General features: G+C 51.0%; 23 protein-coding genes and 1 pseudogene. 18 read left to right on the top strand and 6 right to left on the bottom strand.

The features are described from left to right. From rplO to INT84_RS23925, 11 genes are all read left to right on the top strand, one after another. Entirely contained in the window at positions 1-435 is a 435-nt protein-coding gene (gene rplO / locus INT84_RS23875; RefSeq protein WP_176917734.1) for a 50S ribosomal protein L15, read from the top strand. 7 nt (positions 436-442) lie between these two features. Further along, complete coding sequence (gene secY, locus INT84_RS23880; RefSeq protein ID WP_176917735.1) at positions 443-1774, top strand: preprotein translocase subunit SecY; 1332 nt, start codon at positions 443-445, stop codon at positions 1772-1774. A gap of 31 nt (positions 1775-1805) precedes the next feature. Further along, a complete protein-coding gene (gene rpmJ, locus INT84_RS23885) occupies positions 1806-1922 on the top strand; it encodes a 50S ribosomal protein L36 (protein WP_000868187.1) in 117 nt (38 codons plus the stop codon). A 147-nt stretch (positions 1923-2069) separates the two neighbouring features. After that, complete coding sequence (rpsM, locus tag INT84_RS23890) at positions 2070-2426, top strand: 30S ribosomal protein S13 (RefSeq protein ID WP_049839675.1); 357 nt, start codon at positions 2070-2072, stop codon at positions 2424-2426. Positions 2427-2442: 16 nt separating this feature from the next. Beyond that, entirely contained in the window at positions 2443-2832 is a 390-nt protein-coding gene (rpsK, locus tag INT84_RS23895; protein WP_001029758.1) for a 30S ribosomal protein S11, read from the top strand. Between the two features lie 33 nt (positions 2833-2865). Further along, on the top strand, positions 2866-3486 hold the full coding sequence (gene rpsD / locus INT84_RS23900; RefSeq protein ID WP_176917736.1) for a 30S ribosomal protein S4: 621 nt from the start codon (positions 2866-2868) through the stop codon (positions 3484-3486). Positions 3487-3511: 25 nt separating this feature from the next. Continuing rightward, complete coding sequence (rpoA, locus tag INT84_RS23905; RefSeq protein ID WP_001162094.1) at positions 3512-4501, top strand: DNA-directed RNA polymerase subunit alpha; 990 nt, start codon at positions 3512-3514, stop codon at positions 4499-4501. Positions 4502-4541: 40 nt separating this feature from the next. Then, positions 4542-4928 (top strand): 50S ribosomal protein L17, encoded by a 387-nt coding sequence (rplQ, locus tag INT84_RS23910; RefSeq protein ID WP_015960703.1) that lies wholly within the window; start codon positions 4542-4544, stop codon positions 4926-4928. A gap of 108 nt (positions 4929-5036) precedes the next feature. Continuing rightward, complete coding sequence (locus tag INT84_RS23915; protein WP_194208745.1) at positions 5037-5408, top strand: DUF1992 domain-containing protein; 372 nt, start codon at positions 5037-5039, stop codon at positions 5406-5408. Next, the gene (gene zntR / locus INT84_RS23920; RefSeq protein WP_194208758.1) at positions 5408-5833 is read left to right on the top strand and encodes a Zn(2+)-responsive transcriptional regulator; all 426 of its coding nucleotides are present in this window, start codon (positions 5408-5410) and stop codon (positions 5831-5833) included. Before INT84_RS23915 ends, zntR begins: the two co-directional genes overlap by 1 nt. Before the next feature lie 55 nt (positions 5834-5888). Continuing rightward, positions 5889-6107, top strand: coding sequence for an alternative ribosome-rescue factor A (locus tag INT84_RS23925; RefSeq protein WP_176917738.1), 219 nt, complete (start codon positions 5889-5891; stop codon positions 6105-6107). Here INT84_RS23925 and mscL read toward each other — a convergent pair. The 5 genes from mscL to def form a co-directional block, all read right to left on the bottom strand. After that, the gene (gene mscL / locus INT84_RS23930) at positions 6104-6517 is read right to left on the bottom strand and encodes a large-conductance mechanosensitive channel protein MscL (protein WP_194208746.1); all 414 of its coding nucleotides are present in this window, start codon (positions 6515-6517) and stop codon (positions 6104-6106) included. The genes INT84_RS23925 and mscL overlap by 4 nt on opposite strands. Before the next feature lie 148 nt (positions 6518-6665). After that, entirely contained in the window at positions 6666-8042 is a 1377-nt protein-coding gene (trkA, locus tag INT84_RS23935) for a Trk system potassium transporter TrkA (RefSeq protein ID WP_194208747.1), read from the bottom strand. A gap of 19 nt (positions 8043-8061) precedes the next feature. Next, positions 8062-9351 (bottom strand): 16S rRNA (cytosine(967)-C(5))-methyltransferase RsmB, encoded by a 1290-nt coding sequence (rsmB, locus tag INT84_RS23940; protein ID WP_194208748.1) that lies wholly within the window; start codon positions 9349-9351, stop codon positions 8062-8064. Between the two features lie 52 nt (positions 9352-9403). Continuing rightward, positions 9404-10351, bottom strand: a complete 948-nt coding sequence (fmt, locus tag INT84_RS23945; protein ID WP_194208749.1) for a methionyl-tRNA formyltransferase — start codon at positions 10349-10351, stop codon at positions 9404-9406. 14 nt (positions 10352-10365) lie between these two features. Beyond that, positions 10366-10875 carry a peptide deformylase gene (gene def, locus INT84_RS23950; RefSeq protein WP_194208750.1) on the bottom strand — a complete coding sequence of 170 codons (510 nt, stop codon included), beginning with the start codon at positions 10873-10875 and terminating at the stop codon, positions 10366-10368. Between the two features lie 129 nt (positions 10876-11004). On the opposite strand from def, the gene dprA reads away from it, so the two are divergent. From dprA to INT84_RS23980, 6 genes and pseudogenes are all read left to right on the top strand, one after another. Beyond that, positions 11005-12129 (top strand): DNA-protecting protein DprA, encoded by a 1125-nt coding sequence (gene dprA / locus INT84_RS23955; RefSeq protein WP_194208751.1) that lies wholly within the window; start codon positions 11005-11007, stop codon positions 12127-12129. Further along, positions 12101-12574 carry a DUF494 family protein Smg gene (gene smg / locus INT84_RS23960; protein WP_176917745.1) on the top strand — a complete coding sequence of 158 codons (474 nt, stop codon included), beginning with the start codon at positions 12101-12103 and terminating at the stop codon, positions 12572-12574. Before dprA ends, smg begins: the two co-directional genes overlap by 29 nt. A gap of 26 nt (positions 12575-12600) precedes the next feature. After that, complete coding sequence (locus tag INT84_RS23965) at positions 12601-13158, top strand: type I DNA topoisomerase (RefSeq protein ID WP_194208752.1); 558 nt, start codon at positions 12601-12603, stop codon at positions 13156-13158. Next, entirely contained in the window at positions 13148-13720 is a 573-nt protein-coding gene (tsaC, locus tag INT84_RS23970; RefSeq protein ID WP_194208753.1) for an L-threonylcarbamoyladenylate synthase type 1 TsaC, read from the top strand. The genes INT84_RS23965 and tsaC overlap by 11 nt, the downstream gene beginning before the upstream one ends. A 4-nt stretch (positions 13721-13724) precedes the next feature. After that, positions 13725-14537 (top strand): annotated as a pseudogene (gene aroE / locus INT84_RS23975) (shikimate dehydrogenase); the annotation flags it as partial. Positions 14538-14539: 2 nt separating this feature from the next. Continuing rightward, positions 14540-14797 carry a DUF1488 domain-containing protein gene (locus INT84_RS23980; RefSeq protein ID WP_194208755.1) on the top strand — a complete coding sequence of 86 codons (258 nt, stop codon included), beginning with the start codon at positions 14540-14542 and terminating at the stop codon, positions 14795-14797. On the opposite strand, the gene INT84_RS23985 is transcribed toward INT84_RS23980, so the two are convergent. Next, the gene (locus tag INT84_RS23985; RefSeq protein WP_194208756.1) at positions 14773-15327 is read right to left on the bottom strand and encodes a gamma carbonic anhydrase family protein; all 555 of its coding nucleotides are present in this window, start codon (positions 15325-15327) and stop codon (positions 14773-14775) included. The two genes, INT84_RS23980 and INT84_RS23985, sit on opposite strands and share 25 nt — an antisense overlap. Between INT84_RS23985 and INT84_RS23990 the strand changes: the two genes are divergently transcribed. Next, positions 15326-15535 carry a hypothetical protein gene (locus tag INT84_RS23990; RefSeq protein WP_194208757.1) on the top strand — a complete coding sequence of 70 codons (210 nt, stop codon included), beginning with the start codon at positions 15326-15328 and terminating at the stop codon, positions 15533-15535. The two genes, INT84_RS23985 and INT84_RS23990, sit on opposite strands and share 2 nt — an antisense overlap. Positions 15536-15780: the final 245 nt, after the last annotated feature.

The raw sequence follows: 15780 nt of genomic DNA on the forward strand, positions 1-15780 counted from the left end.
ATGCGTTTAAATACTCTGTCTCCGGCCGAAGGCTCTAAAAAGGCGGGTAAACGCCTGGGTCGTGGTATCGGTTCTGGCCTCGGTAAAACCGGCGGTCGTGGTCACAAAGGTCAGAAGTCTCGTTCTGGCGGTGGCGTACGTCGTGGTTTCGAGGGCGGCCAGATGCCTCTGTACCGTCGTCTGCCGAAATTCGGCTTCACTTCTCGCAAAGCAGCGATTACAGCCGAAATTCGTCTGTCTGACCTGGCGAAAGTAGAAGGCGGTGTAGTAGACCTTAACACGCTGAAAGCAGCTAACATTATCGGTGTTCAGATCGAGTTCGCGAAAGTGATTCTGTCTGGTGAAGTTTCTACTCCGGTAACTGTTCGTGGCCTGCGCGTGACTAAAGGCGCTCGTGCTGCTATCGAAGCTGCTGGCGGTAAAATCGAGGAATAAGTAGCAGATGGCTAAACAACCGGGATTAGATTTTCAAAGTGCCAAAGGTGGCTTAGGCGAGCTGAAACGCAGACTGCTGTTTGTAATCGGTGCGCTTATTGTGTTCCGTATTGGCTCTTTCATTCCGATCCCTGGTATTGATGCCGCTGTACTTGCCAAACTGCTTGAGCAACAGCGAGGCACCATCATTGAAATGTTTAACATGTTCTCTGGTGGTGCTCTCAGCCGTGCTTCTATCTTTGCGCTGGGTATCATGCCGTATATTTCGGCATCGATTATCGTGCAGCTGCTGACGGTGGTTTATCCGCCGCTGGCAGAACTGAAGAAAGAAGGGGAGTCTGGTCGTCGTAAGATCAGCCAGTACACCCGTTACGGCACTCTGGTGCTGGCAATATTCCAGTCGATCGGTATTGCTACCGGTTTACCGAATATGCCTGGTATGCAGGGCCTGGTAATGAATCCGGGCTTTGCATTCTATTTCACCGCTGTTGTAAGTCTGGTCACAGGAACGATGTTCCTGATGTGGCTCGGCGAACAGATAACTGAGCGTGGTATCGGCAACGGTATCTCAATCATTATCTTCGCTGGTATCGTTGCGGGTCTCCCGCCAGCCATTGCCCACACTATCGAGCAAGCGCGTCAAGGCGACCTGCACTTCCTCCTGTTGCTGTTGGTTGCAGTATTAGTATTTGCAGTGACGTTCTTTGTTGTATTTGTTGAGCGTGGTCAACGCCGTATTGTGGTAAACTACGCGAAACGTCAGCAGGGTCGTCGTGTCTATGCTGCACAGAGCACACATTTGCCGCTGAAAGTGAATATGGCGGGGGTAATCCCGGCAATCTTCGCTTCCAGTATTATTCTGTTCCCGGCGACCATCGCGTCATGGTTCGGGGGCGGTACTGGTTGGAACTGGCTGACAACAATTTCGCTGTATTTGCAGCCTGGGCAACCGCTTTATGTGTTACTCTATGCGTCTGCAATCATCTTCTTCTGTTTCTTCTACACGGCGTTGGTTTTCAACCCGCGTGAAACAGCAGATAACCTGAAGAAGTCCGGTGCATTCGTACCAGGAATTCGTCCGGGAGAGCAAACGGCGAAGTATATCGATAAAGTAATGACCCGCCTGACTTTGGTTGGTGCGTTGTATATTACTTTTATCTGCCTGATCCCGGAGTTCATGCGTGATGCAATGAAAGTGCCGTTCTACTTCGGTGGGACCTCGCTGCTTATTGTTGTTGTCGTGATTATGGACTTTATGGCTCAAGTGCAAACTCTGATGATGTCAAGTCAGTATGAGTCTGCATTGAAGAAGGCGAATCTGAAAGGCTACGGCCGCTAACAGTTCGCTCGAGAAGTTACGGAGAGTAAAAATGAAAGTTCGTGCTTCCGTCAAGAAATTATGCCGTAACTGCAAAATCGTTAAGCGTGATGGCGTCATCCGTGTGATTTGCAGTGCCGAGCCGAAACATAAACAGCGTCAAGGCTGATTTAAATCGCATATTTTTCTTGCAAAGTTGGGTTGAGCTGGCTAGATTAGCCAGCCAATCTTTTGTATGTCTGTGCGTATCCATTTGAGTATCCTGAAAACGGGCTTTTCAGCATGGTGCGTACATATTAAATAGTAGGAGTGCATAGTGGCCCGTATAGCAGGCATTAACATTCCTGATCAGAAACACGCTGTGATCGCATTAACTTCGATCTATGGCGTCGGCAAGACCCGTTCTAAAGCCATCCTGGCTGCAGCGGGTATCGCTGAAAATGTTAAGATCAGTGAGCTGTCTGAAGAACAAATCGACACGCTGCGTGACGAAGTTGCCAAATTTGTCGTTGAAGGTGATCTGCGCCGTGAAGTTAGCATGAGCATCAAGCGCCTGATGGATCTTGGTTGCTATCGCGGTTTGCGTCATCGTCGTGGTCTTCCAGTACGCGGTCAGCGTACCAAGACCAACGCACGTACCCGTAAGGGTCCGCGCAAACCGATCAAGAAATAATCGGGGTGATTGAATAATGGCAAAGGCACCAGTTCGTGCACGTAAGCGTGTAAGAAAACAAGTCTCTGACGGCGTGGCTCATATCCATGCTTCTTTTAACAACACCATCGTGACCATTACCGATCGTCAGGGTAACGCGCTGGGTTGGGCAACAGCCGGTGGTTCCGGTTTCCGTGGTTCGCGTAAATCTACTCCGTTTGCAGCTCAGGTTGCAGCAGAGCGTTGCGCTGACGCCGTAAAAGAATACGGTATCAAGAATCTGGAAGTTATGGTCAAAGGTCCGGGTCCAGGCCGCGAATCTACTATTCGTGCTCTGAACGCCGCTGGTTTCCGCATCACTAATATTACTGATGTGACTCCGATCCCTCATAACGGTTGTCGTCCGCCGAAGAAACGTCGCGTATAACGCTTCGTTTTCCAGGTTTGTTGGAGAAAGAAAATGGCAAGATATTTGGGTCCTAAGCTCAAGCTGAGCCGTCGTGAGGGCACCGACTTATTCCTTAAGTCTGGCGTTCGCGCGATCGATACCAAGTGTAAAATTGAACAAGCTCCTGGCCAGCACGGTGCGCGTAAACCGCGTCTGTCTGACTATGGTGTGCAGTTGCGTGAGAAGCAAAAAGTTCGTCGTATCTACGGTGTGCTTGAGCGTCAGTTCCGTAACTACTACAAAGAAGCAGCACGTCTGAAAGGCAACACCGGTGAAAACCTGTTGGCTCTGCTGGAAGGTCGTCTGGACAACGTTGTATACCGTATGGGCTTCGGTGCCACTCGTGCAGAAGCACGTCAGCTGGTCAGCCATAAAGCTATTATGGTAAACGGTCGTGTTGTTAACATCGCTTCTTATCAGGTTAAAGCGAATGACGTTGTTAGCATTCGTGAGAAAGCGAAGAAGCAGTCTCGCGTGAAAGCCGCTCTGGAGCTGGCTGAGCAGCGTGAAAAGCCAACCTGGCTGGAAGTTGATGCTGGCAAGATGGAAGGTACGTTCAAGCGTAAGCCGGAGCGTTCTGATCTGTCTGCGGACATTAACGAACACCTGATCGTCGAGCTTTACTCCAAGTAAAGCTTAGTACCAAAGAGAGGACACAATGCAGGGTTCTGTGACAGAGTTTCTAAAACCGCGCCTGGTAGATATCGAGCAAGTGAGTTCGACGCACGCCAAGGTGACCCTTGAGCCTTTAGAGCGTGGCTTTGGCCATACTCTGGGTAACGCACTGCGCCGTATTCTGCTCTCATCGATGCCGGGTTGCGCGGTGACCGAGGTTGAGATTGATGGTGTACTACATGAGTACAGCACCAAAGAAGGCGTTCAGGAAGATATCCTGGAAATCCTGCTCAACCTGAAAGGGCTGGCGGTGAGAGTTCAGGGTAAAGATGAAGTTATTCTTACCTTGAATAAATCTGGCATTGGCCCTGTGACTGCAGCCGATATCACCCACGACGGTGATGTCGAAATCGTCAAGCCGCAGCACGTGATCTGCCACCTGACCGATGAGAACGCGTCTATTAGCATGCGTATCAAAGTTCAGCGCGGTCGTGGTTATGTGCCGGCTTCTACCCGAATTCATTCGGAAGAAGATGAGCGCCCAATCGGCCGTCTGCTGGTCGACGCATGCTACAGCCCTGTAGAGCGTATTGCCTACAATGTTGAAGCAGCGCGTGTAGAACAGCGTACCGACCTGGACAAGCTGGTCATCGAAATGGAAACCAACGGCACAATCGATCCTGAAGAGGCGATTCGTCGTGCGGCAACCATTCTGGCTGAACAACTGGAAGCTTTTGTTGACTTACGTGATGTTCGTCAGCCAGAAGTGAAAGAAGAGAAACCAGAATTCGATCCGATCCTGCTGCGCCCTGTTGACGATCTGGAATTGACTGTCCGCTCTGCTAACTGCCTCAAGGCAGAAGCTATCCACTATATCGGTGATCTGGTACAGCGTACCGAGGTTGAGCTTCTTAAGACGCCTAACCTGGGTAAAAAATCTCTTACCGAGATTAAAGACGTGCTGGCTTCCCGTGGACTGTCTCTGGGCATGCGCCTGGAAAACTGGCCACCGGCAAGCATCGCTGACGAGTAACCGGATCGCAGGTTAAGGTTTTACTGAGAAGGATAAGGTCATGCGCCATCGTAAGAGTGGTCGTCAACTGAACCGCAACAGCAGCCATCGCCAGGCTATGTTCCGCAATATGGCAGGTTCACTGGTTCGTCATGAGATCATCAAGACGACTCTGCCTAAAGCGAAAGAGCTGCGCCGCGTAGTTGAGCCGCTGATTACTCTTGCCAAGACTGATAGCGTAGCTAATCGTCGTCTGGCATTCGCCCGTACTCGTGATAACGAGATCGTGGCAAAACTGTTTAACGAGCTGGGCCCGCGTTTCGCGAGCCGTGCCGGTGGTTACACTCGCATTCTGAAGTGTGGCTTCCGTGCAGGCGACAACGCGCCGATGGCATACATCGAGCTGGTTGATCGTTCTGAATCGAAAGCAGAAGCTACCGCAGAGTAATCTGTAGTAACGTAAAAAAACCCGCTCCGGCGGGTTTTTTTATATCCGTCCTATCCCCACTTACCTACAATGTTTGTACTCTTTTTGTTCATCCCCTGGAGAATGGCAATGTGGTTAACAGACCAGTGGGCAGAACGCCATATTCTTGATGCCCAACGCAAAGGTGAGTTTGATAATCTTGCCGGTAGCGGTGAACCCTTAACGCTGGATGATGACTCCCATGTGCCGGCTGAACTGCGTGCAGGATATCGGCTGTTAAAAAATGCCGGTTGTCTGCCACCGGAACTTGAGCAGCGTAAAGAGGCGGTAGCGCTTGCTGATTTATTGAAAAATATTCAGCGTGACAGCCCCGAGTATTCGCAGCTGAGTCGTCATCTGCTATTGCTTGAACTTAAGCTGCGTCAGGCAGGTATCAATACCGATTTTCTTCACGGTGATTATGCCAACAAATTGCAGCGGAAAATAAGCGAGGAAGAATGATGTATCGCATTGGTGAACTGGCCAAACTGGCGGAAGTGACGCCTGATACCATTCGGTATTATGAAAAGCAGCAGATGATGGATCATGAGGTCCGTACGGAGGGGGGCTTCCGACTTTATAGCGAACAGGACCTTCAGCGCCTGAAGTTTATCCGCTATGGTCGGCAGCTGGGATTCACGCTTGAATCGATCCGTGAGCTTCTTTCGATCCGTATCGATCCTGAGCATCACACTTGTCAGGAATCAAAAAGTATTGTGCAAAGTCGGCTGGCAGACGTGGAGGCAAGAATCGACGAGCTACAGACGATGCGCCGTTCTTTGCAAAGATTAAATGATGCTTGTTGCGGTACGGCTCACAGTAGCGTGTACTGCTCGATCCTTGAGGCGCTCGAACAGGGTGCCAGTGGCGTAACAAAGGGCTGTTGATTTCTTCGTCTTACAGATCTACACTCGCGCCGTTTTACTACAATCTGGAGAAGTTATGAGTCGCTATCAGCATACCAAAGGGCAGATAAACGATAACGCGCTTGAAGCGCTACTGCACGATCCGCTGTTCAGGCAACGTGTTGAGAAAAATAAAAAAGGAAAAGGCAGCTTTCTGCGTAAAGCGAAGCACGGTAAGAAAGGGAACTGGGAGGCCAGTGGCAAGCAAGCAAACTGCTTTTTTACCACTGGCCTTCCTGCTTTGAGCGCCTGTTAAGGGCGGTTATTCTGCTCTTTAAGCAGATCGCGAATTTCAGTCAGCAGGACTTCTTCTTTCGAAGGTGCCGGTGGCGCTTTTGGTTCTTCTTTTTTACGACGATGCAGTTTATTTATCACGTTGATTGCCAGGAAAATGGCAAAAGCGACGATCACGAAGTCGAAAATGTTCTGGATAAAGATCCCGTAGTGCATCACAACCGCAGGCGTTTCGCCGATGGCTGGCCGCAGCGTTAATGCAAACTGTTTGAAATCCACTCCCCCAATTAGCAAACCCAGTGGCGGCATGATGATATCGGCAACCAGCGACGAGACGATTTTACCGAATGCCGCACCGATGATCACACCTACCGCCAAATCGACAACATTTCCGCGCATCGCAAACTCGCGGAACTCTTTAAAAAAACTCATTTTTTTCTCCTTAACACTTTTAAATAATAACAAGTTTAACAAATGTCATCACAATTTCCATTTGCGAAAACATAATGTTAATAAAATTACCCCATATTAAATAAAGGGTTAAAGGTTAAAAGTGAGGCATCCTGGGGATGCCTGACAATTATAAGAAGAAGGGGCTGGGCTGGAAGAGGCGTTCGACGTCGGTAATAAATTTCTTATCGGTTAAAAACATGATGACATGATCGCCCTGCTCAATACGCAGGTTATCGTTAGCAATCATAACGTCATTACCGCGAACGACCGCGCCGATAATCGTGCCTGGCGGCAACTTAATATCATCAATGACACGACCAACTACGCGCGAGGTGCTTTCATCTCCGTGCGCTACGGCTTCGATAGCTTCAGCTACTCCACGGCGCAGGGAAGATACCCCAACGATATCTGCTTTACGTACATGGCTAAGCAGGGCTGAGATGGTCGCCTGTTGAGGGGAGATGGCAATATCGATCACGCTACCCTGAACCAGATCGACATAGGCTTTTCGCTGGATCAAGACCATGACTTTTTTAGCGCCCATGCGTTTGGCTAACATGGCGGACATAATATTCGCTTCATCATCGTTGGTGACGGCAATAAAGAGATCAACTTGATCAATATGTTCTTCCGCCAGTAATTCCTGATCCGATGCATCACCAAAAAAGACAACGGTATTTTGCAGTTTCTCAGCCAGTTCTGCCGCGCGTTGTTGATCGCGCTCGATCAGTTTAACGCTGTAGTCTTTTTCCAGCCGCTGCGCCAGTCCGGCACCAATATTGCCACCCCCAACCAGCATGATGCGCTTATAAGGCTTTTCCAGACGCTGTAACTCACTCATTACCGCGCGAATATGCTGTGAAGCCGCAATAAAGAATACCTCATCTCCCGCTTCAACAATGGTAGAACCCTGCGGACGAATAGGGCGATCGTGGCGGAAAATGGCGGCAACGCGGGTATCAATATGCGGCATATGCTCGCGCATAGTCGAAAGAGCATTCCCTACCAGCGGTCCGCCATAATAGGCTTTTACAACGGCCAGGCTGACCATTCCTTCAGCGAAATTCACTACCTGCAAAGCGCCGGGATATTCAATCAGACGATAAATGCTGTCGATAACCAATTGCTCCGGGGCAATCAGGTGGTCGATAGGTACCGCGTCTGAATGGAATAATTTTTCAGCATCGCGAACATAGTCTGGGGCACGAATACGGGCAATACGATTTGGCGTATTAAATAGCGAATAGGCGACCTGGCAGGCAACCATATTGGTCTCGTCTGAACTGGTGACGGCAACCAGCATATCTGCGTCATCCGCCCCAGCTTCGCGCAGCACTCGCGGATGCGAGCCATGCCCCTGAACCACGCGGAGATCAAACTTATCCTGCAATGTGCGCAGGCGTTCGCCATTAGTATCGACAACGGTAATATCGTTATTTTCCCCGACCAGGTTTTCTGCCAGCGTGCCGCCGACCTGTCCTGCACCCAGAATAATAATTTTCATCAGTCGCGACCCGTTATCTTCACTGTTTGATTAGTTTAGCGTAAAAGAAGCCGTCGCCATCTTCCATACCTGGCAGATTTTGCTGCCCTGGATGGTCTGGCGTGCCGGTAGCGCTAAGACGCGCATCCGCTGTGCGAGTCAGGAAAGCGGCAACTTGTTGGCTATTCTCCTCCGGCAATATTGAGCAGGTAGCATAAACCAGCGTTCCACCCTGTTTCAGATGCGGCCAGACGGCATCAAGTATTTCAGCCTGAAGTTTTGCCAGTTCAGCGATATCGCGATCGCGACGCAGCCATTTAATATCAGGATGGCGGCGGATCACCCCGGTGGCTGAGCAGGGGGCGTCCAGAAGGATGCGATCAAACTGTTGCTCGCCACACCATTGTGCCGGGAATCGCCCATCGCCCTGTTTAACTTCAGCTTTCATGCCGAGACGCTTCAGATTGTCATAAACGCGGGACAGCCGTTGCTCATCAACGTCAACCGCCAGTACCTGCGCATCTGGAGCGACCTCCAGAATATGCGTGGTTTTTCCACCCGGTGCAGCACAGAGATCCAGTATATGTTCACCATTTTGCGGCTCCAGGAACGTCATGCAACCCTGTGCGCTCGCGTCCTGCACCGTTACCCAGCCCTGATCAAAACCGGGCAATGCATGAACAGGAGCGGGTGAAGCAAGCCGCACGGCATCCGGATAATCGGTATGTGCAAAGCCTTCCATCCCGGCCTCTGCCAGCAGTGCGAGCCATTCATCGCGGGAGTGATGATGACGATTAACGCGCAGCCACATCGGCGGGCGTGCATTGTTAGCGTCTATAATCGCTTCCCACTGGGCCGGATAAGCTTTCTGTAACCGTTTTAATAGCCAGGCCGGGTGCAGGAAACGCTCATCACTGCGGGTAAATTCTTCCAGCAATGCTTCCTGCTGGCGCTGAAACTGACGTAGTACGCCATTGATCAAGCCTTTAAGCTGCGGGCGCTTAATGACCACCGCGCCTTCAACTGTCTCCGCCAGTGCTGCGTGAGGAGGAATGCGGGTATGCAACAGCTGATAAAAGCCGACCATAATTAAGTAGTGGACGGTGCGCTGTTTGCCCGTCATCGGGCGTGACATTAATTTATTAATCAGCCAGTTAAGCTGGGGAAGGGTGCGTAAGACGCCAAAGCACAATTCCTGTAACAGTGCTTTGTCTTTATCAGAGACGTTTTGCTGCAACGCAGGTAATACCTGGCCCAGTGACTGACCCTGCTCAACGACCTGTTCAACGGCCTGGGCCGCCATGCTGCGTAAATTAAGTTGTTTTTTCATAACCGTAAAAATAAAAATGCCCGGTCATACCGGGCTTATGAATAGATAAGTGTCAGGACAGCGTATTGCCAGGGGTGAACCATTCCCGACGTGAATTCAGGAGATCCTGGGCGCTCATCGCTTTTTTACCGGCGGGCTGTAATGACTCCAGATTCAGTACCCCTTCACCTGTGGCGACCTGAATACCCAGCTTTGTAGCGTCGATAATTGTGCCCGGTGCAGCATCGCTTTGAATATCCAGTGCTGAGGCTTTCCAGACTTTCACCGGCTGCTCGTCAATCATCAGATAACTCATCGGCCACGGATTAAATGCCCGGATGCAACGTTCAAGCTCGCAGGCGGATAGCGACCAGTCAATGCGCGCTTCTTCTTTACTTAGCTTTTCTGCGTAGGTCGCCAGTGTTTCATCCTGAACCTGCGGCTGCGCGCGTCCTTCTGCTAACTGCTTTAGCGTCTCGATTAGCCCTTGCGGACCAAGCTGCGCTAATTTGTCATACAGCGTGGCGCTGGTATCTGCGGTTGTAATGGGACAGGAGAGTTTATAAAGCATGTCTCCCGTGTCCAGACCCACATCCATCTGCATAATAGTTACGCCGGTTTCGCTGTCGCCGGCCCACAGCGAACGCTGAATAGGAGCGGCACCACGCCAGCGTGGCAGCAACGAACCGTGAACGTTAATGCAGCCCAGGCGCGGCATCTCGAGTACGGCTTTTGGAAGGATCAATCCATAAGCGACGACAACCATAATGTCAGCATTCAGATCGGCCACAAGCTGCTGGTTATCCTGCGGACGTAGCGAAGCGGGCTGGAATACCGGTAGACCTTTCTCTTCAGCCAGAACTTTTACCGGGCTGGGCATCAGTTTTTTGCCACGGCCTGCCGGACGATCCGGTTGGGTGAATACACCAACGATCTGATGCTCAGATGACAACAGCGCGTCAAGATGACGCGCTGCAAAGTCGGGAGTACCCGCGAAAATAATGCGAAGTTTTTCTGACACGATATTCCTTGTCCTTACGCTCGCGCGTTCATCCGATCCAGTTTTTCCACTTTTTGGCGGATACGCTGCTGTTTTAATGGCGACAAATAATCAATAAAGAGTTTGCCAACCAGATGGTCCATTTCATGCTGAATACAGATTGCCAGCAGGCCATCCGCCTCTAACTCGAAAGGATTGCCATCACGATCGATGGCGCGGATTTTAACGGTCTCCGCACGCGGAACCAGCGCGCGCTGTTCCGGGATAGACAGGCAGCCTTCTTCGATGCCCGTTTCGCCATTTTTTTCCAGCAGTTCTGGATTGATCAGCACCAGGCGCTCATCGCGATTCTCGGAAACATCAATCACGATAATACGTTGATGGATATCGACCTGAGTCGCGGCCAGACCAATGCCCTCTTCGGCGTACATCGTTTCGAACATATCATCAACGATACGCTGAATTTCTGCATTCACTTCTTTTACCGGTTCAGCGACTTTGCGAAGGCGCTCGTCCGGAATATGTAACACGTGCAAAACTGCCATAAATTTCCAGAGTTGAGTTCAGGAGTAGAAAAGATTATTACCTCTATTCTAGACAAATCTCCCCTTGATTGACAGCATCAGTGACCAATCGCAAAGATTGCCGGAAGTGCTTGTGGCAAGGGGAAACGGATGACGCCCACCGAAATTTGGCTACGCCTGTTAAAAATTCGCCAGCTTTATGGCGACCGAATGGTTCGCCTGGCGCAGACCTTAATGAAACAACCGCATGTTGAGAGAGACAGCCTGCTGGCGGCGGGGTTAACGCCAAAGCAAAGCGCTACGTTTATGGCGCTAACGCCTGCGGATCTCGACCGTAGCCTGAACTGGCTCGATCATCCTGAACATCACCTGATAAGTGCTGATGACTCCCGTTATCCACCGCAACTGCGCGCAATTAGTGACTACCCAGGAGCGCTCTTTATTCATGGCGATCCGGCGTGCCTGGCTACGCCACAACTGGCGGTGGTCGGTAGCCGTAATCATTCATGGTATGGGCAGCGCTGGGGGGAAAGCTTTAGTAAAGCGCTTGTCTCCAGCGGGCTGATTATTACCAGTGGGCTTGCCAGAGGTATCGACGGTATTGCACATAGTGCGGCGCTTAGCGCAAACGGGAAAAGTATCGCGGTTCTCGGGAATGGGTTATTTACGGTTCATCCGCGTAGCCACGCTTCACTGGCGGCGGCCATCGTTCGATCTGGCGGGGCAGTCATCTCAGAGTTTCCGCTTTCTGCGCCGCCCCGGCCGGAGAATTTCCCTCAGCGTAACCGTATTATTAGTGGATTAAGCCTCGGCGTGCTGGTGGTAGAGGCCGCTATCCGCAGTGGTTCACTGGTGACTGCACGCTGCGCTCTGGAGCAGGGTCGGGATGTCTTCGCCCTGCCGGGGCCGTTAGGTAATCCTGGCAGCGAAGGTCCCCACTGGTTAATTAAGCAGGGAGCCATTCCCGTGACTGCGCTTGAGGATATCCTTGAAAACGTGCAATTCCCTTTTCAATCGTTGCCAGATAAGGCGGAAATTACAATTTATTCACCAGAACACGAAGCCGCGGCATTGCCATTTCCTGAGCTCCTGGCTAACGTAGGAGATGAGGTAACACCTGTTGACGTCGTCGCTGAACGTGCCGGCCAACCTGTGCCAGTGACAGTGGCTCAGCTACTTGAACTGGAGTTAGCAGGGTGGATCGCAGCTGTACCCGGCGGCTATGTCCGATTAAGGAGGGCAAGCCATGTTCGACGTACTAATGTATTTGTTTGAGACTTACATCCATAACGAAGCAGAGATGCGTGTGGACCAGGATAAACTGACGCGGGATCTTACCGACGCCGGTTTTGACCGAGAAGATATCTACAGCGCGCTGGTGTGGCTTGAAAAGCTGGCAGATTATCAGGAAGGTCTTGTCGAACCGATGCAGCTCGCTTCCGATCCGCTCTCCGTGCGTATTTATACCGCAGAAGAGTGCGAAAGACTGGATGCCAGTTGCCGGGGATTCCTGTTATTCCTGGAGCAGATTCAGGTGCTCAACCTCGATACGCGTGAAATGGTGATTGAGCGTGCGCTGGCGCTGGATACCGCCGAATTTGAACTCGACGATCTTAAATGGGTGATCCTGATGGTTCTGTTCAATATTCCCGGCTGCGAGAATGCGTATCAGCAGATGGAAGAATTACTCTTTGAAGTGAATGAAGGTATGCTGCACTAATCTTTTGTGCAGCAGTAAGAGTTGTTATGGCCAAATCAGCACTCTTTACAGTGCGTAAAAATGAGCCCTGCCCGCAGTGCGGGGCTGAACTTGTCATTCGGTCCGGGAAACACGGTCCGTTTCTCGGGTGTTCCCATTATCCGGAATGCGATTATGTCCGTCCCCTGAAAAGTCAGGCCGACGGCCATATCGTTAAAGTCCTGGAGGGACAGTTGTGTCCTGCTTGCGGCGCGGTGCTTGTACTTCGTCAGGGGCGTTTTGGTATGTTCATCGGCTGTAGCCGCTACCCGGAATGTGAACATACCGAACTTATCGATAAACCTGACGATACCGCTATTACCTGTCCGCAGTGTCAGATCGGACACCTTGTCCAGCGACGCTCTCGTTTCGGCAAAACCTTTCACTCCTGCGATCGCTATCCGGAGTGTCAGTTTGTTATTAATTTCAAACCCGTAGCGGGTGAATGTCCTGAATGTCATTATCCGCTGTTAATAGAAAAGAAAACCGCGCAGGGTGTAAAACTTTTTTGTGCGAGTAAACAATGTGGAAAGCCGGTTGCGGCGAAACAGACCAGTGAAGAATAACCTGCTCCCTAAGGCCATCGCTGAGGCAGTGGCCATACTAAAAAATCAACATGTGATCGCCTACCCGACTGAAGCGGTGTTTGGTGTCGGTTGCGATCCTGATAGTGAAATTGCCGTTAACCGCCTGCTGGAATTAAAACAGCGTCCCGTAGAAAAGGGATTGATCCTCATCGCGGCTAATTTTGAACAGCTTAAGCCCTATATTAATGATGAAGTGCTGACGCCAACACAGCGTGAGGCAATATTCGCTCGCTGGCCGGGCCCGGTTACCTTTGTTTTTCCGGCAAAGGCGACCACCCCGCGCTGGTTAACGGGACGTTTTGATTCTCTGGCGGTACGTGTTACCGATCATCCGCTGGTGGTTGAACTGTGCCAGGCCTATGGAAAACCGCTGGTATCAACCAGCGCGAACCTCACGACCCTTCCGCCATGTCGTACGGTAGAAGAAGTCCGTGCGCAGTTTGGCGACGATTTTCCGGTCCTTGAAGGCGCAACAGGCGGTCGTCAGAATCCATCAGAGATCCGCGATGCCCTGACGGGCAAACAGTTTCGACAAGGGTAGTGATATGGAAACTTATGCCGTTTTTGGTCATCCGGTCGCGCACAGCAAATCGCCTTTTATTCATCAGCAATTTGCCGCGCAGTTACAGATTGAACATCCTTACGGGCGCGTGCTGGCTCCACTGGATAACTTCATCGTGACGCTGGACGATTTCTTTGCCGCCGGGGGAAAGGGGGCAAACGTAACCGTACCTTTTAAAGAGCAGGCTTTTGCTCATGCCGATGAGCTTACCGAAAGGGCGGCATTGGCTGGCGCGGTGAATACGCTTAAGCGTCTTGAGGATGGCCGCCTGTTGGGCGATAACACTGACGGCATTGGCTTGTTAAGCGATCTGCAACGGCTGGCATTTATCAGACCGGGCGCGCGCGTTTTGCTGATAGGGGCAGGAGGCGCGTCACGCGGAGTATTATTGCCTTTGCTTTCTCTGGACTGTGCCGTAACCATCACCAATCGTACTTTTACACGTGCGCAGGAGCTTGCGCAGTTTTTTGCCCATACCGGCAGCGTAAAAGCCGTAGCGATGAGTGATTTGGGCGAACATGAATTTGATCTCATCATTAATGCAACATCCAGCGGCATTGCCGGTGACGTGCCGGATATTCCTGGCTCGCTAATTCATCCTGACATTTATTGCTATGACATGTTTTATCAGAAGGGAAATACGCCTTTCCTTAAATGGTGCGAACAGCAGGGCGCTCATCAATGTGCGGATGGTTTAGGAATGCTGGTGGGCCAGGCGGCACACGCAGTGCTCCTGTGGCACGGCGTTTTGCCTGATGTGCTGCCCGTGATTGAAAAACTAAAGCTGGACCTGGCGAAATGTATCAGGCGATTCAGTTTCCCGATCGTGAGGAGTGGCGGGATAGTGTGCGGGCGCTGTGTTTTCCGGCACTGGTTAATGGCATGCAGTTAACGTGTGCAATAAAAGACACAACGCTGGCGCACCGTTTTGGCGGCGATACGCCAGCGAGCTGGATTGCGGCCTTCCGGGAACAGCGCTGGGATCTCGAAGAGGAGGCCGAAGCGCTTATTCAGGAGCAGCAAGAAGACGATCAGGGCTGGATCTGGCTATCCTGATCCAGGTACTCATCTTTCCATTTTACGTAGTTGTTTGCGGAATACTTCAGCCCTTCGATCTCCGCCTCCTTCAGGGGGCGGATCTGTTTTACCGGACTGCCGAGGTAAAGATAACCGCTTTCCAGACGCTTATTCTGTGGGACAAGGCTACCTGCTCCAATCATCACGTCATCTTCTATTACTGCACCATCAAGTAAAATCGATCCCATTCCCACTAATACCCGATTGCCAATGGTGCATCCGTGCAGCATCACCTTATGTCCTACCGTCACATCTTCACCAATAAGAAGCGGGTTGCCTTCCGGGTTAAAGGAAGATTTATGAGTAACATGTAGCACGCTGCCATCCTGAATATTGCTACGGGCACCAATCTCAACGTAATTAACATCACCACGAATAACAACCAGCGGCCAGATGCCGACATCTTCGGCAAGGCGGACGTCACCAATAACAACACTGGTGCTGTCGATCATCACGCGTTGACCAACTTTTGGGAAAAGATCTCTATAGGGACGTAAAACTTCGGGCATGATTACCTCTGCGACTGCTAACGGTAAGGATAACTTTGGGGGCTTTAGCTGGCGGGAGCAAGCCTTACATGCACCAAAATTTAAGCAGATCGAGCAGGATCACAGCAAAAAGAATGATAAAACACCAGTTAGAAAAAAAGATCGAAAAAAGGCTTGTGCTAAAAACTGGGATCCCTATAATGCGCCTCCATCGACACGGCGGATGTGAATCACTTCACACAACAGCCGGTCCGGTTGAAGAGAAAAATCCTGAAATTCAGGGTTGACTCTGAAAGAGGAAAGCGTAATATACGCCACCTCGCGACGGTGAGCTGTAAGCCGCGTCGCAACTGCTCTTTAACAATTTATCAGACAATCTGTGTGGGCACTCGAAGATACGGATTCTTAAATGCCGAAAGGCAAAAATGAATACCAAGTCTCAAGAGTGAACACGTAATTCATTACGAAGTTTAA

Source organism: Superficieibacter sp. 1612_C1, from assembly GCF_015234305.1.
Taxonomy (GTDB): domain Bacteria; phylum Pseudomonadota; class Gammaproteobacteria; order Enterobacterales; family Enterobacteriaceae; genus Superficieibacter.